The sequence below is a fragment of the Streptococcus plurextorum DSM 22810 genome (assembly GCF_000423745.1).
Classification (GTDB): domain Bacteria; phylum Bacillota; class Bacilli; order Lactobacillales; family Streptococcaceae; genus Streptococcus; species Streptococcus plurextorum.
Genome location: NZ_AUIO01000010.1, coordinates 47,563 through 72,758, shown reverse-complemented (window position 1 = coordinate 72,758; position 25,196 = coordinate 47,563). Strand labels below are relative to the sequence as shown.

Annotated in this window: 26 protein-coding genes and 5 tRNA genes; 30 read left to right on the top strand and 1 reads right to left on the bottom strand. The window is 44.9% G+C overall.

Annotation, left to right across the window (positions count from 1 at the left end; translation table 11 throughout):
* The first annotated feature begins 86 nt into the window (after positions 1-86).
* From G575_RS0108025 to purH, 19 genes are all read left to right on the top strand, one after another.
* Positions 87-159, top strand: a tRNA-Lys gene (locus tag G575_RS0108025).
* A gap of 5 nt (positions 160-164) precedes the next feature.
* A tRNA-Leu gene (locus G575_RS0108020) sits at positions 165-246 on the top strand.
* A gap of 17 nt (positions 247-263) precedes the next feature.
* Positions 264-336: transfer RNA gene (locus tag G575_RS0108015), tRNA-Thr, on the top strand.
* An 11-nt stretch (positions 337-347) separates the two neighbouring features.
* Positions 348-421 (top strand) — tRNA-Ile (locus tag G575_RS0108010).
* A gap of 8 nt (positions 422-429) precedes the next feature.
* Positions 430-517 (top strand) — tRNA-Ser (locus G575_RS0108005).
* Between the two features lie 60 nt (positions 518-577).
* Positions 578-1,405, top strand: coding sequence for a rod shape-determining protein MreC (mreC, locus tag G575_RS0108000; protein ID WP_027972275.1), 828 nt, complete (start codon positions 578-580; stop codon positions 1,403-1,405).
* A gap of 1 nt (position 1,406) precedes the next feature.
* Positions 1,407-1,922, top strand: a complete 516-nt coding sequence (gene mreD, locus G575_RS0107995) for a rod shape-determining protein MreD (protein ID WP_027972274.1) — start codon at positions 1,407-1,409, stop codon at positions 1,920-1,922.
* Between the two features lie 81 nt (positions 1,923-2,003).
* Complete coding sequence (pcsB, locus tag G575_RS0107990; RefSeq protein WP_027972273.1) at positions 2,004-3,188, top strand: peptidoglycan hydrolase PcsB; 1,185 nt, start codon at positions 2,004-2,006, stop codon at positions 3,186-3,188.
* A gap of 112 nt (positions 3,189-3,300) precedes the next feature.
* Positions 3,301-4,266 (top strand): ribose-phosphate diphosphokinase, encoded by a 966-nt coding sequence (locus G575_RS0107985; RefSeq protein WP_027972272.1) that lies wholly within the window; start codon positions 3,301-3,303, stop codon positions 4,264-4,266.
* 67 nt (positions 4,267-4,333) lie between these two features.
* On the top strand, positions 4,334-5,509 hold the full coding sequence (locus tag G575_RS0107980; RefSeq protein WP_027972271.1) for a pyridoxal phosphate-dependent aminotransferase: 1,176 nt from the start codon (positions 4,334-4,336) through the stop codon (positions 5,507-5,509).
* Entirely contained in the window at positions 5,499-6,269 is a 771-nt protein-coding gene (gene recO / locus G575_RS0107975; protein ID WP_027972270.1) for a DNA repair protein RecO, read from the top strand. The genes G575_RS0107980 and recO overlap by 11 nt, the downstream gene beginning before the upstream one ends.
* Positions 6,270-6,330: 61 nt before the next feature.
* Positions 6,331-7,338, top strand: a complete 1,008-nt coding sequence (plsX, locus tag G575_RS0107970) for a phosphate acyltransferase PlsX (protein ID WP_027972269.1) — start codon at positions 6,331-6,333, stop codon at positions 7,336-7,338.
* Positions 7,331-7,579, top strand: a complete 249-nt coding sequence (locus tag G575_RS0107965) for a phosphopantetheine-binding protein (protein WP_027972268.1) — start codon at positions 7,331-7,333, stop codon at positions 7,577-7,579. Before plsX ends, G575_RS0107965 begins: the two co-directional genes overlap by 8 nt.
* Positions 7,580-7,696: 117 nt before the next feature.
* Complete coding sequence (gene purC / locus G575_RS12210) at positions 7,697-8,404, top strand: phosphoribosylaminoimidazolesuccinocarboxamide synthase (protein ID WP_027972267.1); 708 nt, start codon at positions 7,697-7,699, stop codon at positions 8,402-8,404.
* 12 nt (positions 8,405-8,416) lie between these two features.
* Positions 8,417-12,136, top strand: coding sequence for a phosphoribosylformylglycinamidine synthase (locus tag G575_RS0107955; protein ID WP_027972266.1), 3,720 nt, complete (start codon positions 8,417-8,419; stop codon positions 12,134-12,136).
* Positions 12,137-12,138: 2 nt separating this feature from the next.
* Entirely contained in the window at positions 12,139-13,593 is a 1,455-nt protein-coding gene (gene purF / locus G575_RS0107950; RefSeq protein WP_027972265.1) for an amidophosphoribosyltransferase, read from the top strand.
* Positions 13,594-13,649: 56 nt separating this feature from the next.
* Entirely contained in the window at positions 13,650-14,672 is a 1,023-nt protein-coding gene (gene purM, locus G575_RS0107945; protein ID WP_027972264.1) for a phosphoribosylformylglycinamidine cyclo-ligase, read from the top strand.
* On the top strand, positions 14,669-15,220 hold the full coding sequence (purN, locus tag G575_RS12385; protein ID WP_027972263.1) for a phosphoribosylglycinamide formyltransferase: 552 nt from the start codon (positions 14,669-14,671) through the stop codon (positions 15,218-15,220). The genes purM and purN overlap by 4 nt, the downstream gene beginning before the upstream one ends.
* A 9-nt stretch (positions 15,221-15,229) precedes the next feature.
* On the top strand, positions 15,230-16,777 hold the full coding sequence (gene purH, locus G575_RS0107935; protein WP_027972262.1) for a bifunctional phosphoribosylaminoimidazolecarboxamide formyltransferase/IMP cyclohydrolase: 1,548 nt from the start codon (positions 15,230-15,232) through the stop codon (positions 16,775-16,777).
* A 39-nt stretch (positions 16,778-16,816) separates the two neighbouring features.
* Here purH and G575_RS0107930 read toward each other — a convergent pair whose 3' ends face one another.
* Positions 16,817-18,451, bottom strand: coding sequence for a GBS Bsp-like repeat-containing protein (locus tag G575_RS0107930; RefSeq protein ID WP_027972261.1), 1,635 nt, complete (start codon positions 18,449-18,451; stop codon positions 16,817-16,819).
* Positions 18,452-18,637: 186 nt separating this feature from the next.
* Between G575_RS0107930 and relB the strand changes: the two genes are divergently transcribed.
* The 11 genes from relB (at position 18,638) to G575_RS12190 (ending at position 25,036) form a co-directional block, all read left to right on the top strand.
* Positions 18,638-18,853: a type II toxin-antitoxin system RelB family antitoxin gene (gene relB, locus G575_RS0107925; protein WP_027972260.1), complete on the top strand. Its 216-nt coding sequence runs from the start codon at positions 18,638-18,640 to the stop codon at positions 18,851-18,853.
* Positions 18,850-19,113: a type II toxin-antitoxin system RelE family toxin gene (locus G575_RS0107920; protein ID WP_027972259.1), complete on the top strand. Its 264-nt coding sequence runs from the start codon at positions 18,850-18,852 to the stop codon at positions 19,111-19,113. The genes relB and G575_RS0107920 overlap by 4 nt, the downstream gene beginning before the upstream one ends.
* 281 nt (positions 19,114-19,394) lie before the next feature.
* The gene (purD, locus tag G575_RS0107915) at positions 19,395-20,657 is read left to right on the top strand and encodes a phosphoribosylamine--glycine ligase (protein ID WP_027972258.1); all 1,263 of its coding nucleotides are present in this window, start codon (positions 19,395-19,397) and stop codon (positions 20,655-20,657) included.
* Positions 20,658-20,682: 25 nt separating this feature from the next.
* On the top strand, positions 20,683-21,171 hold the full coding sequence (purE, locus tag G575_RS0107910; RefSeq protein ID WP_027972257.1) for a 5-(carboxyamino)imidazole ribonucleotide mutase: 489 nt from the start codon (positions 20,683-20,685) through the stop codon (positions 21,169-21,171).
* A complete protein-coding gene (purK, locus tag G575_RS0107905; RefSeq protein WP_027972256.1) occupies positions 21,158-22,210 on the top strand; it encodes a 5-(carboxyamino)imidazole ribonucleotide synthase in 1,053 nt (350 codons plus the stop codon). Before purE ends, purK begins: the two co-directional genes overlap by 14 nt.
* Before the next feature lie 118 nt (positions 22,211-22,328).
* Positions 22,329-22,691, top strand: coding sequence for a hypothetical protein (locus tag G575_RS0107900; protein ID WP_027972255.1), 363 nt, complete (start codon positions 22,329-22,331; stop codon positions 22,689-22,691).
* Positions 22,688-23,980 (top strand): adenylosuccinate lyase, encoded by a 1,293-nt coding sequence (gene purB, locus G575_RS0107895; protein ID WP_027972254.1) that lies wholly within the window; start codon positions 22,688-22,690, stop codon positions 23,978-23,980. Before G575_RS0107900 ends, purB begins: the two co-directional genes overlap by 4 nt.
* A gap of 241 nt (positions 23,981-24,221) precedes the next feature.
* Positions 24,222-24,371 (top strand): hypothetical protein, encoded by a 150-nt coding sequence (locus G575_RS12200; RefSeq protein ID WP_156874738.1) that lies wholly within the window; start codon positions 24,222-24,224, stop codon positions 24,369-24,371.
* Between the two features lie 13 nt (positions 24,372-24,384).
* Positions 24,385-24,549: a class IIb bacteriocin, lactobin A/cerein 7B family gene (locus G575_RS11955; RefSeq protein WP_083958887.1), complete on the top strand. Its 165-nt coding sequence runs from the start codon at positions 24,385-24,387 to the stop codon at positions 24,547-24,549.
* 8 nt (positions 24,550-24,557) lie between these two features.
* Positions 24,558-24,728 (top strand): hypothetical protein, encoded by a 171-nt coding sequence (locus G575_RS12195; protein WP_156874737.1) that lies wholly within the window; start codon positions 24,558-24,560, stop codon positions 24,726-24,728.
* A 167-nt stretch (positions 24,729-24,895) separates the two neighbouring features.
* Complete coding sequence (locus G575_RS12190) at positions 24,896-25,036, top strand: class IIb bacteriocin, lactobin A/cerein 7B family (protein WP_169365909.1); 141 nt, start codon at positions 24,896-24,898, stop codon at positions 25,034-25,036.
* Positions 25,037-25,196: the final 160 nt, after the last annotated feature.

Below are 25,196 nucleotides of genomic sequence, written 5' to 3'. Positions count from 1 at the left end.
GTTCGATTCCCGTCGGGACCGTTCAAAATGACTGTTAGGCATTTTGAAGTTGGAAATAGAGCAAACGATGTTTGCATCATATTTACGACTCGTTAGCTCAGTTGGTAGAGCAATTGACTTTTAATCAATGGGTCGCTGGTTCGAGCCCAGCACGGGTCATGAATGCGGGTTTGGCGGAATTGGCAGACGCACCAGATTTAGGATCTGGCGCTTTCGGGCGTGGGGGTTCAAGTCCCTTAACCCGCATATAGGATATATAATAGGCCGGCTTAGCTCAGTTGGTAGAGCATCTGATTTGTAATCAGAGGGTCGCGTGTTCAAGTCATGTAGCCGGCAGTTTTAGTTTTGGGCGCGTAGCTCAGGTGGTTAGAGCGCACGCCTGATAAGCGTGAGGTCGGTGGTTCGAGTCCACTCGTGCCCATAATATATGGAGAATTACTCAAGAGGCTGAAGAGGACGGTTTGCTAAATCGTTAGGTCGGGTAACTGGCGCAAGGGTTCGAATCCCTTATTCTCCGTACTTATGATAAGGTTATCTATTGATAACTCTTTTTATTTTTCTAAATTAGGAGTAGCTTGTGAAAAAATGGCGTTTATCGCGTTTTGCTTTAGTTTGTGGAGTAAGTTTTATGATAGTTACTTCGCTTATTTTTTTTATTTTTCAAAATGATCAGAGGCGTCAAGCGATTTCGCGTCCTATTAATCAGGTACTATCACCGATTTCTTCGATGATTTCAGGTCCGATATCACAAATGAAATCTTTTATCTCCGATATTTCATCTATTGAGGAAATTAAAGAACAGAATCAAGACTTGGCTGAACAACTGGCAGCTTTACAAGTGGCTGAGGAAAAAATAAAATCACTAGAAGAGGAAAATGCAGCTTTAAAATCCAATTTAAATCTTAAAGAAACATTTGCGACTCAGAAATTTTTAACAGCTAAAGTGGCAAGTCGCTCGACTATTGCTTGGTTGGATTGGATAACGGTTAATATTGGGGAGTCACAAGGCGCTTCTTCAGGTATGTTAGTGATATCGAATGGTGGTCTTATAGGAATTGTTGACCAGGCATTTTCGACTTCTTCCAGAATTAATTTACTGACAAATACCGGGGATTTTACAAATATTCCAGTAAGAATTTCTACGGATAAAGGCGATATTTATGGTATCTTATCTGGGTATGACAGTGAGAAAAATGCTTATATTGTAACGAAGTTAAATGCTCAAGAAGAAATTTCAAAAGAAAGTTTAGTAGTGACAAGTGGTTTAGATGGGAAAACGGCTGCGAATGTGACAGTTGGAAAGGTAGTAGACGTGAGCTCTGACACTGATCTTAATAAAGTTGTTTATGTTAAATCAGACGTTAATATGGACAGCTTATCGTATGTAACACTGGTAGGAAAATAAGATGTCTAGAATACCTTTCTTTTTTGTGGCGATTTGTTTGGCATTACTAGCCTTTATTTTTGATAGCCAACTGCCTGCTGTTTTAATACCGCTACTTCCTAGTTCAATGTTTTTCTCTAGTCATCTTGTATTGATTATTCTACTATTCTGGGTACAAAAGTCAGACAGCAATTTACTCTATCTTGTCTTTCTATGTTTAGGTTTTTTGACCGATGATTATTTCTATCATACGATTGGTATTAGTATCTTCATCTATCCTTTAATCGTTTATTTGACAAGAAAGCATAAAGGACTGATTAATCTCCCTTTAACACGCTACTTGATGTTTCTGGTTTTCATCTTCCTGTTTGAAGGGATTTCCTATATGTTGGCATGGATTTATGGCTTGACAAGGCAACCTATTGAATTTGTTGTGACACATCATTTACTGTTTACGATACTAGTTAATTCAGTTATTATTTTGTTCACCAATCCAATATTTCAAAAGATTAATAAAGAGTCTTCAACTATCAATTAAACTGTAATAATCACGTAACATAGGGGACGTGATTTTTTGATAGAATGTATAGTGTCTCATTGAAAGGAAATTATTTAGATTATGAAGAAACGTATTTTATCAGCAGTTTTACTTAGTGGTATTGCACTAAGCACTCTTTCAAATCTAACACTTGTATCAGCTACAGATTATGAAGCACAGATTGCCGCAAAAGAAGCTGCTATTAGTAGCCTATCGGCAGAACAGTCAGCAGCGAAAGCTCAAGTTGATTCGATTAAAGCTCAAGTAACCTCATTGCAAGCAGAGAAAACAAAATTAGAAGAAGAAAATAAACGATTAGAAGAAGAATCTCAACAATTAATTGCAGAAATTAAAGAGCTTTCAGATAAAATCATTGCACGTACAGATTCTTTAAAAGAACAAGCACGTAGTGCGCAGAAAAATAGCGGAGCAACAAATTACATTTCAGCTATCTTGGATGCAGATTCTATCTCAGATGCTATTGGACGTGTCGTTGCGATTCGAGAAGTGGTTTCAGCAAATGAAAGCATGTTGAAACAACAAGAAGAAGATAAGGCTTCACTTCAGAAAAAGCAAGAAGAGAACCAAAAAGCAATCAATACTGTTTGGGAGAACCAAAAAACACTTGCGGCAAATGAAGTTGCTTTGAAGACTCAACAAGCAGAACTAGAGGTTGCTCAAATTAACCTAGCTGCTCAGTTAACAACAGCAGAGGGAGAGAAAGCAGCACTTTTACAAGAAAAAGCTAATGCAGAAGCAGCGGCAGCAGCAGCAGCAGCGGCAGAAAAAGCAGCTCGTGAAGCAGCAGCTCGCGAAGCGGCAGCGCAAGCTCAAGCTGTTCCTCAAGTACAAGCAGCGACGAGCACAGCTGTAGCTTCAACTACACCTACAGCTACTGTTGCAACAACGGAAACAGCAGCGTCAAGTAATAAGGTGACTTATTCAGCAAATAATACTTATCCTGTAGGTCAGTGTACATGGGGTGCGAAATCATTGGCTCCTTGGGTAGGAAACTACTGGGGGAATGCAGCTCAGTGGTTAGGTAGTGCACGTGCAGCAGGTTACGCTACAGGTACAACGCCACAAGTAGGTGCAGTTGCTGTTTGGACAAATTCGTACTATGGACACGTTGCTGTTGTCACAGCTATCAATGGATCAGAAATCCAAGTTATGGAATCAAACTATGGGGGTAATATGTCAATCGGTAATTACCGTGGTTGGTTTAACGCCTCAGCCTCTGGTATTGCAGGCTATATCTACCCATAAAGTATTAAAAGAGTCGTGTGACTCTTTTTTACTTGGTAAAGATTGTATAACTCGTTGAAAAATCTAATAAAAAGGGTTACAATAAGATGTACAAAAAAACTTGGAGGAAATCATGTCGTATAACAACTTGAAGCTGTTTGCTTTATCGTCCAATCAGGAGTTGGCAAAGAAAGTGGCTAACACAATGGGAATTCCACTTGGGAAGTCATCTGTTCGCCAGTTTTCGGATGGTGAAATTCAAGTCAATATTGAGGAGTCAATTCGAGGACATCATGTCTTCATTTTGCAGTCTACCTCAGCTCCGGTCAACCACAACTTAATGGAAATTTTGATTATGGTTGATGCGCTTAAGCGTGCTAGTGCAGAGACTATTAATGTGGTCATGCCTTACTATGGTTATGCTCGTCAGGACCGTAAAGCACGTGCCAGAGAGCCGATTACCTCAAAATTAGTAGCTAATATGTTGGAGGTTGCAGGCGTTGATAGGCTTTTAACAGTTGATCTTCACGCAGCTCAAATTCAAGGATTCTTTGACATTCCAGTCGACCATTTGATGGGGGCACCGCTCATTGCCGATTATTTTGACCGCTCAGGTCTTAAAGGGGATGATGTGGTAGTTGTTAGTCCGGACCATGGTGGGGTGACACGTGCTCGTAAATTGGCACAATTCTTGAAAACGCCGATTGCTATTATTGATAAGCGTCGTAGTGTTGATAAGATGAATACCTCAGAGGTCATGAACATCATCGGTAATGTTGAAGGTAAGACATGTATTTTGATTGATGATATGATAGATACAGCGGGAACGATTTGTCATGCTGCAGATGCTTTAGCAGAAGCAGGTGCAACTGCTGTTTACGCATCATGTACTCACCCAGTATTATCTGGTCCAGCTCTTGAAAACATTACCAAATCAGCTATTAAGAAATTAGTCGTCCTAGATACGATTTTCCTTCCAGAGGAGCGTTTAATTGATAAAATTGAGCAAATCTCAATCGCCGATTTGCTAGCGGATGCTATTATTCGTATACACGAAAAGCGCCCACTTTCTCCTTTGTTTGAATTAGGGCATAAATAAGCATAAGAAATCTGTCCTTGAGACAGATTTTTTGTTATAATGAGGTATTATCTCTAGGAGGCTGTTTATGGATGTAACAAAACGTTTTAATAAGAATTTGGATAGAATTGAAATTTCTATGATTCGTCAATTTGATCAGTCTATCTCAACGATTCCAGGTATTTTAAAGCTGACTTTGGGTGAACCTGATTTTAATACTCCTGATCATGTTAAGGAAGCTGCGAAAGCTGCTATTGATGCTAATCAGAGCCATTATACTGGTATGGCTGGTCTCCTAGAATTGCGTCAAGCAGCATCAGCTTTTGTCAAAGATAAATATCATCTTGAATACAATCCAGATAATGAAGTTTTAGTGACAGTCGGTGCTACGGAAGCTTTATCTGCAACATTAACGGCTATTTTAGAGCCAGGAGATGTGGTGCTGTTACCTGCCCCAGCTTATCCAGGATATGAGCCTATTGTTAATCTTGTTGGTGCACAAATTATAGAGATTGATACGACGGCAAATGATTTTATCTTGACCCCTCAGATGTTGGAAGAGGCTTTGCGAGCTCATGGAGATAAGGTCAAGGCTGTACTTCTTAACTATCCTGCCAATCCGACGGGGGTGACTTATACTAGGGAAGAAATTAAGGCTTTTGCGGCTGTTTTGGAGCATTTCCCAGTCTTTGTCGTCAGTGATGAAATCTATTCGGAATTGAATTACACTGATGAACCTCATGTTTCTATTGCTGAGTTTATTCCTGAACAGACTATTGTGATTAATGGTTTGTCCAAATCACATGCGATGACAGGCTGGCGCCTAGGTCTCATCTTTGCTAGAAAAGAATTGACAGCTCAGTTGATTAAAAGCCATCAGTATTTGGTTACAGCAGCAACTACCTCAGCTCAATTTGCAGGCCTTGCAGCGCTGACAAACGGTAAAGATGATGCAGAACCAATGAAACAGGAATACATCAAGCGTCGGGACTATATTATCGAAAAAATGACGGCTATGAATTTTAAGATTATTCGTCCTAATGGCGCTTTCTATATTTTTGCTAAAATCCCCGTGGCAGAAGGGAAGGACTCTTTTGCATTCTTGAAAAAATTAGCACAGGAACAAGCTGTTGCCTTCATTCCAGGAGTGGCTTTTGGGCAGTATGGTGAGGGTTATTTGCGTATTTCTTATGCAGCTAGCATGGATGTGATTAAAGAAGCTATGAGACGTTTAGAAGCATTTATGGAGCAGTATGGAGATTAGAGAGAGTCGAGGGCTTATTCTCTATAATCGTAATTATCGAGAAGATGATAAGCTGGTCAAGATTTTTACAGAGACAGCTGGCAAGCGAATGTTTTTCGTGAAACATGCTGGCAAATCTAAACTGGCATCGGTCATCCAACCGTTGACAAGCGCTACCTTTTTAATGAAAATCAATGAGGCAGGCTTGTCTTATATTGATGATTATCATGAGTCGGTAAATTACAAAAGGATAAATGAAGATATTTTTGCTTTAGCCTATGCCACTTACATTGTAGCTTTAGCAGACGCTGCTATCGCAGACAATCTCCCTGACCCTCAGCTATTTGCTTTTTTGACCAAGACTTTGGAGCTTATGGATGAGGGGTTAGACTATGAAATCTTAACGAATATCTTTGAAGTTCAGATTTTGGAGAGATTTGGTGCTCAGCTTAATTTTCATGACTGTGTTTTTTGTCACCGTGTTGGTCAGCCTTTTGATTTTTCTTATCACTATTCTGGCTTACTCTGTCCAGAACACTACGATAAAGATATGAAACGTAGTCACCTAGATCCAAATGTTCCTTATTTGCTAGATAAGTTTCAATCGCTACAATTTGATGAGCTTAACAGTATCTCTGTAAAATCAGAGATGAAGCAAAAGCTACGCCATTTTTTAGATAGTATCTATGATAATTATGTAGGGATTCAGCTAAAAAGTAAGAAATTTATAGATGATTTAAGCCAATGGGGTGATGTCATGAAACCAATGACAGAAGAGTGAAAAATCGCCGTAGAGGTGATTTTTTGTTATAATATGATTATCAAACAATCGTGAGGAATCTATGAAACGTATTGCAGTAGATGCTATGGGTGGGGACCATGCCCCTCAGGCAGTAGTAGAAGGTGTCAATCAGGCCTTATCTGCCTTTCCAGACATCGAAATTCAACTTTATGGTGATGAAGCTAAAATCAAGCAGTATTTGACAGCGACAGAGCGTGTCAGCATTGTTCATACCACGGAGAAAATCAATTCAGATGATGAGCCTGTCAAGGCCATTCGTCGTAAGAAAGAAGCGTCGATGGTCCTAGCGACCAAGGCTGTCAAGGATGGTCAGGCAGAGGCGGTCTTATCGGCTGGCAATACAGGAGCTCTGTTAGCGGCAGGTGTCTTTGTGGTTGGCCGTATCAAGCACATTGACCGTCCTGGTCTTATGTCTACTTTGCCGACTATGGACGGTAAGGGATTTGACATGATGGACTTGGGGGCAAATGCCGAAAATACAGCCCATCACCTCTATCAGTATGGTATCCTTGGCTCGTTTTATGCGGAGCATGTGCGTGGGGTCAAGCAACCTCGTGTAGCTCTTTTGAACAACGGTACGGAAGATACCAAGGGCACGCCAGTTCACCAAGAGGCTTATAAACTCTTGTCAGAAGACAAGTCCATCAACTTCATCGGTAATGTGGAGGCACGTGAGCTGCTCAACAGCGTGGCAGATGTGGTCGTGACGGATGGTTTCACGGGAAACGCTGTGCTGAAAACTATTGAAGGAACGGCTAAATCTATCGTTGGTCAGTTGACGGGCTCTATCAAAAATGGCGGTCTGCGTGCTAAATTGGGTGGTCTTTTGGTCAAGCCGACTCTTAAAAAGGCACTGGGAGCTATGGATTATAAGAAGGCTGGTGGTGCTGTCTTGCTTGGTCTGAAGGCACCTGTCATCAAGGCTCACGGCTCTAGCGATGCCCAGTCGATTTTCTATACCATTAAGCAGACGCGTTCGATCTTGGAGGCTGGTATTGTCGAAAAATCGGTGGAGAAATTTTCAGTGGTGGAGGACAGCCATGACTAGAGAGCAGGTCTATCAACGCATTATCGAACTGGTACAGGATGAGAAGGGAGCTGACTTTGTCGTCTTACCGGAGTCGTCTTTGACAGATAATATCGCAGCGGATTCGGTGGAAATTATGGAATTTGTCCTGACCTTAGAAGATGAGTTTGGGGTGGATGTGCCGGATGCGGCCATTGAGCGATTTGAAACCTTGTCTGACATTGTGGATTTTATTTATGAAGAATTAGAGAAACGTTCGTAGTTTACGGGCGTTTTTCTTTGTTTTTGATTGAATTTCCAAGTTTATTTTGAATAAACGAACTTTGTGTGTTAGAATAGAGGAAAATAACCATTTCATCTATGAAAGGCGAACGTTATCATGAAAACAGATCTTCTCTATTCAGGAAAAGCAAAGGACATCTACGCTACGGCTGATAGTGACCAGATTGTTGCGGTTTACAAGGACCAGGCGACAGCTTTTAATGGCGGTAAGAAAGAGCAGATTGTTGGAAAAGGGCGACTTAATAATCTGATTTCATCCTTGATTTTTGAAAAGTTGAATGAAGCTGGAGTCAAGACGCATTTTATCAAGCGATTGTCAGACACAGAGCAGTTAAATAGAAAAGTGGAGATTGTTCCGCTTGAGGTTGTCTTGCGGAATGTGACGGCAGGCTCTTTCTCAAAACGCTTTGGGGTAGAAGAAGGAATTGCATTATCTACTCCAATCGTGGAATTTTATTACAAAAAAGATGAGTTGGATGACCCCTTTATCAACGAGGAGCATATTGCCTTTTTAGAACTGGCTAGTCAGGATCAGATTGATTACATCAAGGAAGAAACACGCCGTATCAATGGTTTCTTGAAAGACTTGTTTGCTCAGATTGGGCTAACTTTGGTTGATTTCAAACTAGAATTTGGGACTGACTCTTCTGGTCAGATTTTATTGGCGGATGAGTTTTCGCCTGATAATTGTCGTTTGTGGGATGCGGATGGCAACCATCTCGACAAGGATGTTTTCCGTCGGGGTCTCGGGGAGTTGACCGAGGTTTACGAAGTCGTATTGGCAAAATTACAGGAAGTGAAATAAGGATTGGAAGATATGGCAAAGCGGATTTTTGTTGAGAAGAAGGCAGAATTTCAGATCAAGGCGGAGGCTCTTCGTAAGGAGTTGACTCATAATTTGCAGTTGACAAGTCTGTCAAGTTTGCGGTTAGTGCAGGTTTACGATGTTTTCAATCTTGAGGAGGACTTGTTAGAGCAGGCTATCAAGCATATCTTTACCGAGCAGGTGACGGACAAGGTTTTGTCGGATGAAGAATTAGGTCTGGAAGGTGTGGTTTATTTTGCTATTGAGGCTTTGCCTGGGCAGTTTGACCAGCGGGCTGCCAGCAGTCAGGAGGCCCTTCTCTTGTTGGGCAGTCGTCAGGAGGTGCGTGTCAATACAGGGCAGCTTTATATCTTGAATGGTGATGTGCAGAAAGAAGAATTAGCTGCTATCAAGAATTATTTGCTCAATCCTGTGGATTCGCGTTTCAAGGACTTGGATGCTCCTTTGGTGGCACAGGAGTTTTCGGTGTCAGATACGACTATTCCGACCTTGGACTTTTTTGATAGCTACGGGGCAGAGGAGTTTGCAACTTACAAGCGTGAGGCTGGTTTGGCCATGGAAGTGGAAGACCTGCTTTTCATTCAAGACTATTTCAAGTCAATCGGTCGTGTGCCGACAGAAACAGAGCTCAAAGTTTTGGACACCTATTGGAGCGATCACTGCCGTCATACGACTTTTGAAGCGGAGCTCAAGTCTATTGACTTTTCAGCCTCAAAATTCCAAAAGCAATTGCAGGCGACCTATGATAAGTACCTTGCTATGCGGACAGAATTAGGTCGGACAGATAAGCCACAGACGCTTATGGATATGGCGACTATTTTTGGTCGCTATGAGCGGGCCAATGGCCGTCTGGATGATATGGAAGTTTCGGATGAAATCAATGCCTGCTCGGTAGAAATTGAAGTGGATGTAGATGGAGTAAAAGAACCCTGGCTCCTCATGTTCAAGAATGAAACCCACAATCACCCCACGGAAATCGAGCCTTTCGGTGGTGCCGCAACCTGTATCGGTGGTGCCATTCGTGATCCATTGTCAGGTCGTTCTTATGTCTATCAGGCTATGCGGATTTCAGGTGCAGGTGATATTACCCAACCTCTGATAGCTACTCGACCAGGGAAATTGCCACAGCAAATCATTTCTAAAACAGCGGCACATGGTTATTCTTCTTATGGAAATCAAATCGGTCTTGCGACTACCTATGTACGTGAATATTTCCACCCAGGCTTTGTCGCAAAACGCATGGAATTAGGTGCCGTTGTCGGTGCTGCTCCTAAGGAAAATGTGGTTCGTGAAAAATCAGTCGCAGGTGATGTGGTTATCTTGTTAGGAGGCAAAACAGGTCGAGATGGTATCGGTGGGGCAACAGGCTCGTCCAAGGTACAGACAGTTGAGTCTGTGGAAACAGCTGGTGCGGAAGTCCAAAAAGGAAATGCCATTGAAGAACGCAAAATCCAACGCTTGTTCCGAAATGGTAACGTTACACGTCTTATCAAAAAATCCAATGACTTCGGTGCAGGCGGTGTCTGCGTAGCCATTGGGGAGCTGGCAGATGGCTTGGAAATTGACTTGGACAAGGTTCCGCTCAAGTATGCGGGCTTGAATGGAACGGAAATTGCCATTTCTGAGTCGCAAGAGCGGATGAGTGTCGTTATCCGTCCTCAAGATGTGGAAACCTTTATCGCAGCCTGCCGTCGGGAAAATATCCATGCGGTTGTTGTAGCCAAAGTCACTGAGAAGCCAAAACTGGTCATGACCTGGAATGGTCAAACCATTGTTGATTTGGAGCGTTCCTTCCTTGATACCAACGGTGTACGTGTGGTGGTGGATGCCAAGGTGGTTGACAGCTCTGTCAATTTGCCAGAAAGGCGTAAAACAGCTGCTGAAACGCTACAAGAGGACTTGAAGCACCTTCTTTCAGACCTCAACCATGCCAGTCAAAAAGGTTTGCAGACTATCTTTGACTCATCTGTTGGTCGCTCAACCGTCAACCACCCACTCGGAGGTCGCCACCAGTTGACACCGACAGAAAGTTCGGTACAGAAGTTGCCTGTCCAACATGGGATGACGACGACGGCTTCTGTCATGGCTCAGGGCTATCATCCTTACCTAGCAGACTGGTCACCTTACCACGGAGCAGCCTATGCGGTCATTGAAGCGACTGCTCGCCTGGTTGCAACAGGTGCTAACTGGTCCAAGGCTCGCTTCTCCTATCAAGAATATTTCCAGCGAATGGACAAACAGGCCGAGCGTTTCGGTCAGCCAGTAGCAGCACTGCTCGGCTCTATCGAGGCTCAGATCCAGCTTGGCTTGCCGTCTATCGGGGGTAAGGACTCCATGTCTGGTACCTTTGAGGACTTGACAGTTCCGCCGACCCTGGTTGCCTTTGGTGTGACAACGGCAGACAGCCGCAAGGTTCTATCACCTGAGTTCAAGGCGGCTGGCGAGCATATCTATTATCTTCCAGGTCAGATTTTGTCAGAAGACATTGATTTTGCCTTGATGAAGTCTAATTTTGAGACTTTTGAAAAATGGCAGAGCGCTTATGAGATTACGGCTGCTAGTGCAGTTAAGTACGGAGGCGTTCTAGAAAGTTTAGCCCTCATGTCCTTTGGTAACCAGCTCGGTGCAGAAATCGAGTTGGCGGAGCTTGAAACCAGCTTGACAGGTCAGCTAGGTGGCTTTGTCTTCACATCGCAAGAAGACATTCCAGATGCTGTGAAAATCGGTCAAACAACAACAGACTTTACACTGCTTGTCAATGGTGTCAACCTAGCTGGACAGGGCCTACAAGCTACCTTTGAAGGTAAGTTGGAAGAAGTCTATCCAACAGAATTTGAACAGGCGACAGACTTACAGGATATTCCTGCAATCACAAGTTCAGCGGTTATACAAGCCAAAGAAACAGTCGAATTACCGCTTGTTTACATCCCAGTCTTCCCGGGAACCAACTCAGAATACGACTCCGCCAAGGCTTTTGAACAGGCTGGTGCCAAGGTCAATCTGGTTCCATTTGTGACTTTGGATGCGGCAAGTATTGAACAGTCCGTTGACACAATGGTTGACAATATTGACAAGGCCAACATCCTTTTCTTCGCAGGAGGATTCTCCGCTGCGGATGAGCCAGATGGGTCTGCTAAGTTTATCGTGACCATCTTACGAAACGCCAAGGTCCGCTCTGCTATTGACCAATTTATCGAAAAAGGTGGCCTCATCATCGGTATCTGTAATGGCTTCCAGGCCCTTGTCAAATCGGGCTTGCTGCCGTATGGAAACTTTGAGGAGGCAGGAGAAAACAGTCCGACCCTCTTCTACAACGATGCCAATCAGCACGTTGCCAAAATGGTAGAGACGCGGATTGCCAATGTCAACTCTCCGTGGTTGGCAGGTGTTCAAGTCGGCGACATTCACGCTATCCCAGTTTCTCATGGGGAAGGAAAATTTGTGGTGACGGACGAGGAATTTGCTACCTTGCGTGACAATGGTCAGATTTTCAGCCAGTATGTTGAGTTTACAGGTCAGCCAAGCATGGACTCTAAGTACAATCCAAATGGTTCTAGTCATGCCATTGAAGGTATTACCAGCCGAAATGGTCAGATTATCGGGAAAATGGGACACTCAGAACGTTATGAGGAGGGGCTTTTCCAGAATATTCCAGGTAAGAAAGACCAAGGGCTCTTTGTTTCAGCAGTTCGCTATTTTACAGGAAAATAACTATGACATATGAAGTTAAATCACTCAATGAAGAATGTGGTGTTTTCGGCATTTGGGGACATCCGCAGGCTGCTCAGGTGACCTATTTTGGCCTCCACAGTTTGCAGCACCGAGGGCAAGAAGGAGCAGGAATTTTAGCAAATGATGCTGGTTTCCTGCGTCGCCATCGGAACACAGGCTTGATTGCAGAAGTTTTTAAAAATCCAGCGGATTTGGAGGCTCTGACAGGAAATGCAGCCATCGGTCATGTTCGCTATGCGACCTCAGGTTCTGCTTCTATCAACAATATCCAGCCTTTTCTCTTTGATTTCTCAGATATGCAGGTAGGGTTGGCACATAATGGTAATCTGACTAACGCTGTCAGTCTGAGGGCAGAATTGGAAAAGAATGGCTCTATCTTTTCAAGTTCCTCTGATACTGAGATTTTGATGCACCTGATTCGTCGCAGTCACAACCCAGATTTCATAGGGAAAATCAAGGAAGCCCTCAATACTGTTAAGGGTGGATTTGCCTACTTGATTATGCTGGAAGACAAATTGGTTGCAGCATTGGACCCAAATGGTTTCCGTCCGCTTTCAATAGGTAAAATGAAAAACGGAGCTTGGGTGGTTGCCAGTGAAACCTGTGCATTTGAAGTCGTAGGAGCCGAGTGGGTTCGTGATGTCCTGCCTGGTGAACTAGCGATTATCGATGACTCGGGGGTTCATTACGACACCTATACGAATGACACGCAGCTAGCAGTTTGTTCTATGGAATATGTCTATTTTGCTCGACCAGATTCGGTTATCCATGGTGTCAATGTCCATACGGCACGTAAAAACATGGGCCGTCGTTTGGCCCAGGAGTTCAAACTTGAAGCAGACATTGTCGTCGGTGTGCCAAACTCCTCCCTCTCCGCAGCCAGCGGATTCTCTGAGGAATCCGGTCTACCCAATGAAATGGGGCTGATAAAAAATCAATACACCCAGCGGACCTTTATCCAACCGACGCAGGAGCTCCGCGAACAAGGCGTCCGCATGAAGTTGTCAGCCGTGTCAAGTATTGTAAAGGGAAAACGTGTGGTCATGGTTGATGACTCCATCGTTCGAGGAACAACCAGTCGTCGCATTGTTCAGCTCTTGCGGGAAGCAGGAGCAGCAGAAGTCCATGTGGCTATTGGTAGCCCAGAACTTAAGTATCCATGTTTTTACGGGATTGACATTCAGACCCGTCGAGAATTGATTTCAGCCAATCACACAGTTGATGAGGTCTGTGAGATTATCGGAGCTGACAGTCTGACCTACCTCTCTCTTGAAGGTATGATTGAGGCCATTGGTATCGACACCGATGCTCCAAAAGGTGGACTCTGTGTGGCCTACTTTGACGGCGAATTTCCAACCCCTCTTTACGATTACGAGGAAGAGTACCTCCGCAGCCTAGAAGAGAAAACGAGTTTCTATATTGAAAATGTCAAGTAAATGACAGAGGTGTCAACGCTACTTGACAGACTTGTAAACTGTTGAAAGGAATTAAAATGACAAATAAAAATGCCTACGCCCAATCGGGCGTTGACGTCGAAGCTGGCTACGAAGTGGTTGAACGCATCAAGAAACACGTAGCTCGAACAGAACGCTTGGGCGTTATGGGAGCCCTTGGTGGCTTTGGTGGTATGTTTGACCTGACCAAACTGGATGTCAAAGAGCCAGTCTTGGTATCTGGGACAGACGGTGTCGGCACCAAGCTCATGCTGGCTATCCAGTATGACAAGCACGACACCATTGGTCAGGATTGCGTGGCCATGTGTGTCAACGACATTATCGCAGCAGGTGCAGAGCCGCTTTACTTCCTCGACTATATAGCGACTGGAAAAAATGAGCCAGCCAAGCTGGAGCAGGTGGTTGCAGGTGTTGCGGAAGGCTGTGTGCAGGCTGGTTGCGGCTTGATTGGCGGTGAAACAGCCGAAATGCCTGGTATGTACGGCGAGGATGACTATGACCTGGCTGGCTTTGCCGTCGGTATTGCGGAGAAGTCTCAGATTATTGATGGCAGTAAGGTCCAGGAGGGCGACATTCTCCTCGGCTTGGCCTCAAGCGGCATCCACTCCAACGGCTATTCCCTTGTCCGACGCGTTTTTGCGGATGTTGCTGGCGACGCTCTGTTGCCAGAGCTCAATGGCAGAGCTCTAAAGGATGTCCTCTTAGAGCCGACCCGTATCTATGTCCAGCAGGTGTTGCCTCTGGTAAAAGCAGGGCTGGTCAACGGCATTGCCCATATCACAGGCGGCGGTTTCATTGAAAATATTCCCCGTATGTTTGCTGATAATCTTGCAGCTGAGATTGAGGAAGATAAGATTCCAATCCTTCCAATTTTTACAGCCCTTGAAAAATACGGCCAAATCAAACATGAAGAAATGTTTGAAATCTTCAATATGGGTATCGGCATGGTATTGGCTGTCAGTCCAGACAAGGTTGACAGTTTCTGTCAACTAGTTGACGAGGAAGTTTACACCATTGGTCGCATCATTGCGAAGGAAGACAAGAGTGTGGTCATCAAATGAAACGAATAGCAGTGTTTGCATCAGGCAACGGCTCCAATTTCCAAGTCATCGCAGAGCAGTTTGAAGTAACCTTTGTCTTTTCAGACCGTAGAAATGCCTATGTCTTGGAACGAGCTGAAAAACTAGGTGTGCCAGCCTTTACATTTGAACTAAAAGAGTTTGCCGATAAGCGGGCTTACGAAAAAAAACTCATCCAACTCTTAGAACAGCACCAGATTGACTTGGTGGTCTTGGCCGGCTATATGAAGATTGTGGGACCAACCCTGTTGGCTCAGTACGAAGGTCGTATCATCAATATCCACCCAGCCTACTTGCCTGAATTTCCAGGAGCCCATGGGATTGAAGACGCCTGGCAGGTAGGCGTGGCAGAAAGTGGCGTGACAGTCCACTGGGTTGACAGCGGCATTGACACAGGACAAATTATCAAACAAATCCGAGTACCAAGATTGGCCGATGACACTCTGGAAACCTTTGAAGCAAGAATACATGAAGCGGAGTACCAACTTTATCCAGCAGTCTTGGAGGAGTTGGGGGCAGTGAAAAAATAAGGAGAAATCATGACAAAACGTGCGTTAATTAGCGTATCAGATAAAAATGGTATTGTAGAATTTGCCCAAGAATTGACCAAGCTTGGTTGGGAAATCATCTCGACAGGAGGTACCAAGGCTGCCTTGGATCAGGCTGGTGTAACTACCATCGCCATTGACGATGTGACTGGTTTTCCTGAGATGATGGACGGCCGTGTCAAGACCCTACATCCCAAAATCCATGGGGGCTTGCTGGCTCGTCGGGATTTGGACAGCCACTTGCAAGCAGCCAAGGACCATGAAATCGGCTTGATTGACTTGGTGGTGGTCAACCTCTATCCCTTCAAAGAGACCATTTTGCGTCCAGATGTGACCTACGACTTGGCGGTGGAGAACATCGACATCGGCGGTCCGTCCATGCTTCGTTCAGCAGCCAAAAACCACGCCAGCGTGACCGTTGTGGTGGATCCAGCGGATTATCCGACGGTTTTAGGGGAAATAGAGAAGCAGGGTCAGACGGCCTACTCAACGCGTCAGCGATTGGCAGCCAAGGTTTTCAGACACACCGCAGCCTACGATGCTCTTATTGCAGACTACTTTACCAAGCAAGTCGGCGAAGATAAGCCTGAAAAACTCACCATTACCTACGACCTCAATCAGCCCATGCGTTACGGAGAAAATCCTCAACAGAATGCGGATTTCTACCAAAACGCCCTTCCGACAGCCTATTCTATTGCAGCAGCTAAACAGCTAAACGGTAAGGAGTTGTCCTTCAACAACATTCGGGATGCGGATGCGGCTATCCGGATTATTCGTGATTTCAAGAACCGTCCAACTGTTGTAGCACTCAAACACATGAACCCTTGTGGTATCGGGCAGGCAGAGACTATTGAGCAGGCTTGGGATTATGCCTATGAGGCTGACCCAGTATCGATTTTCGGAGGCATTGTCGTGCTGAACAGGGAAGTGGATGCTGCGACGGCTGAAAAGATGCACCCGATTTTCTTAGAAATCATCATCGCACCGTGCTACTCGGCAGAAGCGTTAGCTATTTTGACCAATAAAAAGAAAAATCTTCGGATTTTAGAATTGGCTTTTGACGCACAGGATGCCAGCGAAGTGGAAAAAGAGTTCACAGGCGTTGTCGGCGGACTCTTGGTGCAGGATCAGGACGTGGTGGTGGAAAGCCCAGCGGACTGGCAGGTGGTGACCGAGCGTCAACCGTCCGAGCAAGAGTGGGCGGCTATGGAGTTCGCCTGGAAGTCCTCCAAGTATGTCAAGTCCAACGGCATCATCATCACCAATGACAAGATGACCTTGGGCGTGGGACCGGGGCAAACCAACCGTGTAGCATCCGTCCGTATTGCTATCGAGCAAGCCAAAGATCGTTTGGAGGGAGCTGTTTTGGCGTCAGATGCCTTCTTCCCATTTGCAGATAACGTGGAAGAAATCGCAGCGGCAGGTATCAAGGCTATCATCCAGCCAGGTGGTTCTGTCCGTGACCAAGACTCCATTGACATGGCCAACAAATACGGCTTGACCATGGTCTTTACGGGTGTTAGACATTTTAGACATTGATACAGATGAAAACCTCAGCACTTGCCGAGGTTTTTTGGTTTAATTGGGATAGATATAGCCTACGACACCGTCCGCGACTGGGTTGAACCAGCCACGATAGTCCCCAACTACTTGATTTCCGGCGTAGTTGCTTTCCTTGACACGGATACGAGTGGTGCTACTGACCTCGGTGACGACTGCCACATGTCCATAGGGACCACTTGTCCAAACAGCGATGGCTCCTACACGTGGAGTGGTACCTGTTTTGAAACCAGCATTTCTTGCGGAGATGAGCCACAGGTTTGCATTTCCCCAATAGTTCCCAACCCAAGGGGCAACTTCTTTAGCACCCCAAGTACATTGTCCTATAGGATAGGTATTATTTTCCACATAACGTTGGTTGGTGGTGACTTGGAAACTATAAGCTCCAAGTCCTTTCCCGTTTTGGTAGAGATGGAGGTTGTACTTGCCAGTTCCTGTGTGGTTGGTCAAGGGAATGCTTCCTGTGATGGTGCGTAAGGCGGATTTAGAAGCGGTGTACCAAACCAGGTCGTCTTGTCCGTTTTCTTCAGACCAGACGGCATAGGTGACCGTTTCGCTATCGTAGATATTTTGGGCAGTTACTTGGAACAGCCCTGTCTTTTGAAAGGCAATCGTTGTCGCAATCGGTAGTCGAGCGGTTGTCAAATCAACGGTTTGGGCAATATAGCCCACGCGACTGCCATCTGTATAGGTCACATAGACATGGTTTTGGTAATGACCGGTATGGTTTGCGTGTTCAGTAAAGCTGATATCGCTCAGATAAGTTCCCTTGCTATAAGCAGCGGTTCGCCATTTGATATTGCTTTGATTGCTGGTGGACCAGGTGGCAATCTCAACCGACTTAATTGCTTTGCTAGTAGCGGTTTCCTGTACCTTAATCTGATAGTTCCCTTTTAATTGGTTGAGATTTTGTATGGAAATGGCAGGAGCAGCTGATGTAGGAATGTGCTGTGCTTGGACGACAAACTCAGCCGATGCGGTGATACTTGCCTGACTGGCGCCATTTTCTTTTGCATAGAGATGAATGGAGTAGGAGCCGGTGTTGAACTGGTGGTGCTTAAGTGGCACTCGCAAAGAGTAACGACCATTTCCCACAGCAGTAGCGGTGTACCAAATGATGTCATCTTGCCCATTGGTATGGGACCAGACTGGGAGTCTGACCTCGGTAACACTGCTAGGTAGATTGTCAATCTGCACATCCAGGTAGCCCGGTGTCGAAATACTGCTGACGATGCTAGGCTTGACAGGAGCTAGGGTGACACTGGTTTCTTCAAGAAAGACCAGCTTGTTATCGATAACGATATAGGCATGAATAGTATAAAGACCGGATTTTCCAAGTTGGGATGTGGGAATGTCCGTTTGACTTTGCCCTGCAGTAAACCATTGGACATCATCCTGCCCGTTTTCGTTGGACCAGATAGCGTATTGGATGCGATTTTGCTGCTGGTCGGCGGAGCGGTTGTAGTAAATGGATAAGGTTGCTCCATTTTGCTGCGTGGTCACGCCTTGCGATAGAACTGCCTGTTCAGTCTGGGCAGTAGTTATTTCAATAGCATTTGTGACAGGTTCCGACTGCTCATTGGCTGATACAGGCGTCGCTACACTTGTAGCTAAGACAAGGGTTGAAAATAAAAGTGTCGAATATTTTTTCATATAAATCCTCCTACACAACCTATTCGGGAAAAGGGAGTGGAAAGAAAAAATTGGATAAAAATTCTTTGGTAAGTATTCATAAATAGACAGTCAACAACTCAATTAAAGAGGTTGATTTGACTTTGACAAAGCAGGGGGAGTAGGTGTATAATAAAAAGAAATACAATGTATTCAAGGAGAAATAGAATGGCTACAATGACACTTCGTATTGATGATCAAGATGGAGAATTAATTAAAAAGTATATTGCTCTACATGGTTTAACGATTTCAGAGTTTGCACGCCAATCCATGCTCGAAAAGATAGAAGATGAGTATGACTTAGCACTCTTGCGACAAGCTATGGCAGAAGATGATGGTACTCGTATTCCGGTCCAAGATTTATTTGAGGAATTCGGGATGTGATGTACAAGGTTGTACTGACATCAAGAGCGGATAAACAACTTCGAAAACTTGATGCGTTTACAAGAAAGTCTATTTTGTCTTGGATTAAAAAGAATCTTTATCAGACAACAGATCCCAGACGACATGGTAAAGGGTTGACCGCAAACCGCTCAGGAGAATGGCGTTATAGAGTAGGGAATTACCGTATTCTTGCCCATATCTACGATGAAGAAATTGTGATTGAAATTTTTGCGATTGGGCATCGGAAGGATATTTATTGAAAGGCGATGTAAAGTCTTGCTTTTTGATGATATAGATTAATGAGGTGTTTGATTCTGATTCTATTATTGTTCCCGTAGAAGAAGTAAAAACCAAAAACAGAGAAATTGCTTCTTGAATGATGTCATTTAACGACGTCGCAGTATTCTTAAATTCATATGAGAAAGCTTGTATCATTTTGATACGAGCCTTTTTATTCCCGAACATTCTTCTATTCGTTCTATCAAAATCCGTCTGTTTTTGATATACTGTTTATAGAAAATCCGTTTTTGAGGTGTGAAAAATGAAACTTTTGGTCGTTGGTTCTGGTGGTCGTGAACATGCTATCGCAAAGAAATTGTTAGAGTCTGAACAGGTGGAACAGGTCTTTGTTGCTCCTGGAAATGATGGAATGACTTTAGATGGTATCAAGTTAGTCAATATCGGGATTTCCGAACATTCTGCTCTAATCAACTTTGCTAAGGAAAATGACATTGCCTGGACATTTGTTGGCCCTGACGATGCTCTGGCAGCAGGAATCGTTGATGATTTTGAACAGGCGGGGCTAAAAGCTTTTGGTCCCAGTCGCTTAGCCGCGGAGCTGGAGTGGTCAAAAGACTTTGCCAAACAAATCATGGTTAAATACGGCATTCCAACAGCAGCCTTTGGCACATTTTCCAACTTCGAAGAAGCCAAGGCCTACATTGAAGAGCAGGGTGCACCAATCGTGGTCAAGGCGGACGGATTGGCACTGGGCAAGGGTGTGGTCGTGGCGGAAACCGTCGAGCAGGCGGTCGAAGCGGCACGGGAGATGCTCTTGGACAACAAGTTCGGTGACTCGGGTGCCCGCGTGGTCATCGAGGAGTTCTTGGCGGGCGAGGAGTTTTCCCTCTTTGCCCTGGTCAATGGCGACCAGTTTTACATTCTGCCGACAGCTCAGGACCACAAGCGTGCCTTTGACGGTGACCAAGGTCCCAACACGGGCGGTATGGGGGCTTACGCTCCTGTTCCCCACCTGCCTCAAAACGTGGTGGATACAGCGGTTGACACCATTGTCAAGCCCATTCTGGACGGCATGATTGCGGAAGGACGGTCTTATCTAGGTGTGCTCTATGCTGGCTTGATTCTGACCGACCAAGGTCCCAAGGTCATCGAGTTCAACGCCCGTTTTGGCGACCCAGAAACCCAGATTATCCTGCCTCGCCTGACCTCTGACTTTGCTCAGAACATTGACGACATCCTCCACAAACGCCCGACACAGCTGACTTGGCTGGATAGTGGCGTGACGCTGGGCGTAGTCGTGGCATCAAACGGCTACCCTCTGGACTACGAAAAAGGCGTGACCTTGCCAGAAAAGACAAAGGGCGACATCACGACCTACTATGCAGGGGCTCGTTTTGCGGACAATAGCAGAGCACTGCTATCTCACGGCGGTCGAGTTTATATGCTAGTCACCACAGCAGACACTGTCCAAGAAGCCCAGGAAAAAATTTACGCGGAGCTGAAAAATCAAGATACGACAGGCCTCTTTTATCGGACAGATATTGGAAGCAAGGCCGTAAAATAAGGGATAAAGAAAAGGAAAGACAAGTATGAACATTCCAATTTCTATCATCATGGGCTCTAGTTCCGACTGGAAAACCATGAAAAAAGCAGCCGATGTGCTGGACAAATTTGGCGTAGCCTATGAAAAGAAAGTAGTCTCTGCCCACCGCACACCAGACCTCATGTTCCGTCACGCCGAGGAAGCGCGTGGCCGTGGTATCAAGGTTATTATCGCAGGAGCAGGTGGTGCGGCTCATTTGCCGGGTATGGTGGCAGCTAAGACAACCCTGCCTGTCATCGGTGTTCCAGTCCAATCCCGTGCTCTCAGCGGATTGGATTCCCTTTATTCTATCGTGCAGATGCCAGGCGGTGTGCCTGTTGCGACTATGGCAATCGGTGAAGCAGGTGCCACCAACGCAGCCCTGACAGCTCTCCGCATTCTCTCCATTGAAGACCAAACCATTGCGGCTCAGCTGGCAGACTTTGCCAAGGAACAGGAAAAAATTGCGGAGGCGATGACAGATGACCTCATCTAAGACAATCGGAATTATCGGCGGCGGTCAGCTGGGGCAGATGATGGCTATTTCGGCTATTTACATGGGCCATAAGGTGATCACGCTGGATCCCGCGGCGGATTGCCCAGCCTCCAAGGTTAGCGAGGTCATCGTCGCTCCCTATCACGATGTGGCGGCCCTCAAACAGCTGGCGGAGCGGTGCCATGTCCTGACCTACGAGTTTGAAAATGTCGATGCCGACGGACTGGACGCGGTCATCAAAGACGGCCAGCTCCCTCAGGGAACAGACCTCCTTCGCATTTCCCAGAACCGCATTTTTGAGAAGGATTTTTTGGCAAAAAAAGCTGGCGTGCAAGTCGCCCCCTACAAAGTCGTCACCTCTAGCCTAGACCTAGAAGGACTGGACCTCAGCAAAAACTACGTTTTGAAGACAGCCACTGGGGGCTATGATGGACATGGCCAGAAGGTTATTCGAGAAGAGGCGGACTTGGTAGAGGCTAGTCAGCTAGCAAATACTGCCGAGTGTGTTTTGGAAGAATTTGTGAATTTCGACCTGGAAATCTCCGTCCTTGTGTCTGGTAATGGCTCCGACTACACCGTCTTTCCTGTGCAGGAAAATATCCACCGCAATAATATTCTTTACAAAACTATCGTGCCTGCCCGTATTTCAGATGAACTAGCTGAAAAAGCCAAAACCATGGCTCTGCAAATCGCAGACAAGCTCCACTTGGCAGGCACCCTCTGCGTAGAAATGTTTGTGGCGGGTCAGGACATTCTGGTCAACGAAATCGCCCCTCGGCCGCATAATTCGGGACATTATTCCATCGAAGCTTGTGATTTTTCCCAGTTTGATACCCACATTTTAGGCATTCTCGGTCGGCCCCTGCCACCTATCCGCCTGTTATCTCCAGCAGTCATGCTCAACGTTCTGGGACAAGATCTGGCAGCCGCGCAAGCATTTGTCCAAGAAAACCCTAGCGCACACCTCCACCTTTATGGTAAACTAGAAGCAAAGCACAATCGCAAGATGGGGCATGTGACGGTGTTGGGGGAGGAGTGAAGATTTAACAAATTAGGATTTTCGAAAGATTCAAAGGAGGGGGAAATTGAGTCTGCTCAAAACTCCACATACTTTTATCGTTAATACAAAGAAATGTTCAATTTGAAAGGAAACAGAAATGAAAGAATTTAAGACAGCTTTATGGATTTGGTTTAACGGTCTTTATCCAATTGTTATTATTTGCATCACTGCGATTTTTACCAAATATTTAAATCTTGACGATAATGATTTATTGGCAGCGATATTGTTGGTCATTTTCTTAATCGCCCCATATATATATTTATCTTGTAATAATAAGATTGTTGCGGCAAATTGGTATTTTATAGCTGAAAGTGCTTATCTCGCATTCTTTTTATTGTTTGGAAGATATGTTGACTCTAATTTGAAATTTGGGTATGAAGTATGGGGAACTGCATTTGTTTTTATAAAAATGTGGGATAGTTATTTAAAAATTCGTGATGTGAAAGGAAAGCAACCATGATACCACGTTATTCCCGTCCTGAGATGGCGGCTATTTGGAGTGAAGAGAACAAGTACAAGGCTTGGTTGGAGGTGGAAATCCTCGCAGATGAGGCTTGGGCTGAGTTGGGTGAGATTCCCAAAGAAGATGTGGCCTTGATTCGTGAGAAGGCGACTTTTGACATCGACCGCATTTTAGAGATTGAAGAGGAAACCCGTCACGATGTGGTGGCCTTCACGCGTGCGGTTTCGGAAAGTCTTGGTGAGGAACGCAAGTGGGTCCACTATGGTCTGACTTCGACCGATGTGGTAGATACGGCTTACGGCTACCTCTACAAGCAGGCCAACGACATCATCCGTCGCGACCTTGAAAACTTTACCACTATCATCGCCGACAAGGCGCGTGAACACAAGTACACCATTATGATGGGGCGGACCCACGGTGTCCATGCGGAGCCAACGACCTTCGGTCTGAAATTGGCGACTTGGTATAGCGAAATGAAACGCAACATGGAGCGTTTCGATGTAGCGGCCAAGGGTGTCGAGGCTGGTAAAATTTCAGGAGCGGTTGGAAACTTTGCTAACATTCCTCCATTTGTGGAAGAGTATGTTTGTGGTAAATTGGGCATTCGTCCGCAGGAAATTTCGACCCAGGTCCTTCCTCGTGACCTCCACGCAGAATATTTCTCAGCCCTAGCCTTGATTGCAACGTCTATCGAGCGTATGGCGACAGAAATCCGTGGGCTACAAAAATCTGAACAACGTGAAGTCGAAGAGTATTTCGCCAAAGGCCAAAAAGGCAGCTCTGCTATGCCCCATAAACGTAACCCTATCGGCTCTGAAAATATGACCGGTCTGGCTCGCGTGGTGCGTGGTCACTTGGTGACGGCTTTTGAGAATGTGGCTCTCTGGCACGAACGTGATATTTCCCACTCGTCAGCGGAGCGGATTATCACGCCGGATACGACTATCCTCATCAACTATATGCTCAATCGTTTTGGGAATATCGTCAAGAACTTGACGGTCTTCCCTGAAAATATGAAACGCAATATGGAGTCAACCTTTGGCTTGATTTACAGCCAGCGTGTCATGCTCAGTTTGATTGAAAAAGGCATGACCCGTGAGGAAGCCTATGATTTGGTGCAACCAAAAACTGCACAGTCATGGGATAATCAAGTGGACTTCAAGCCCCTTCTCGAAGCGGATGAGCGTGTGACAGCCAGGCTCAGCCAGGAAGAAATCGACGAACTCTTCAACCCAGACTACTATGCTAAGCGGGTTGATGACATCTTTGAACGACTTGGATTATAAAAAAATCAAAATTCTTTGGATTTTCCAGAGAATTTTTTTGTTTACTTACGAATAAATAGGTGAAGGCATCACAAACTTCAGTAGGTCTGTAGTTTGTTTGATGGCTGTAGGTGAAGGAAAGGAGACAATCATGATTTTTTGGAAGTTGTTGAAGTATATCATTGCTTTTTAGAGATTCAATGATAAATGTTGTTAAAAACTTAAAATTGGCTAACATAGCCATGATATTAAAGGAATGAGGATGATTATGAAACAGATTGAAAATGTTACGGATTTAACGTGTGAAGAACTAAAGGTTGTTGAAGGTGGTGTAGACCCCTTTACAGCAGGTCTGCTGGTTGGGGGTGTACTGACAGTTGGAGCAGCAGTTTGGTCACTGTTTAAAAAGTAAAAGGAGATAAATAATGAAGTATATTGATCAGTTTGAAGTGTTAGATATTGCTGAACTGTCGGAAGTTGATGGTGGTGTAGCGCCTGTGATTTTCTTCTTTATGGGAGTGGGATCTGGTATTGCAGGGACTTCAGGTGCTATTTTCACTTTGAATAAGGTTGCAAAATTAACATGGTAGGTACACATATGCTAAGTTTGAGTTTGCTGTTGATGTTTGGTGGCATTATCTTGTTTTTGGTCTATTTTCCAGAATCTTATGCCAAATCGTCAATACTTGTGAAATGTTTTCTAGGCATGATTACGGGAATTAGTCTGGTCTCATCGGCGATTATGCTAGTGAATCAGTTGATCGCATAACCCACTAACTAGGCTCTTCAAAGTGTGATGAACTGCTACAACACCTAGTCAAAGACAGTAGCGGTAGAAAATGGAGATAACAAGGAAAAAGAGATGAAGAACCGATTAAAGTTGGTCGTATTAGCCTTAATGGTTTTAGTGATTTTGTGAAGAATAGGAGAATGGATATGAAAAATGTGAAGGTCAATGATAAGACATTAACTGTGGCAGAACTGATAGAGGTCAGAGGTGGAATTGCTCCTATCGTAGCCGTTCTTATTGCAGGAGGAGCCTCTTTACTTATTAGCAGTTGTAGTCGTAAAAAGTAATGCTTGAAGATTTAGAGAGGCGATGGTTGAGATGATAGTGAAGCATGATGCTGGCATGACATACAGGTGGTCTTCTCGTGATGTTTGCAATAGAATGAGGGGAAACTACTTGATTCCACTACCGATAGGAAATTAAACGATGCCCTACTCTACAGATGAT